At 40.7% G+C, this 469-nt stretch carries 1 protein-coding gene; it reads right to left on the bottom strand.

Features of this window, described 5'->3' with window-relative positions:
- The coding region (locus P5683_RS25835; protein ID WP_315641295.1) for a helix-turn-helix domain-containing protein at window positions 1-385 on the bottom strand (385 nt) is incomplete at its 3' end.
- Window positions 386-469 lie beyond the last annotated feature (84 nt).

Here is a 469-nt window from a genome sequence, read left to right on the forward strand (position 1 = left end):
TAACTGGTTTACCAAGTGTTGTTAATGTGCTTAATGATTGAGATAAAGGCTGTATATCGTGCTGCTTTAAAAATCTATCTATCATGGTCGTACTGACATTTATGCCCAGCTTGTCTCTGAGCTTATCACTATATTGCCATAAGGTCAGGTCGGGGTGGGCTTCTACAATATCTATCACGGCTTCCTCATGCTTAGATAAAATGCTTTTCTTTTTAGTGCCACACTTACGAGGAGATAAGTCTCCCGTTAATCGATACTGTTTGACCAGTCGCCTTACCGTGTCTGGACTCACCAAAAAGCGTTTCGCTACTTTTCGGATAGAAGTGTCTCCTTTTTCATAGGCTTCTACTATCTTTTTCCGAAAATCTAAAGAGTAACGGCTCATGGTAGTTGGTTGTGATAACTTATACAATAGCCCTAAGTACAGGACAAAAGTTGTAGAGCCTGGTGAAACCGCCCTGAAAACAAA

The organism is Limnospira sp. PMC 1279.21 (assembly GCF_032349615.1).
Taxonomy (GTDB): domain Bacteria; phylum Cyanobacteriota; class Cyanobacteriia; order Cyanobacteriales; family Microcoleaceae; genus Limnospira; species Limnospira fusiformis.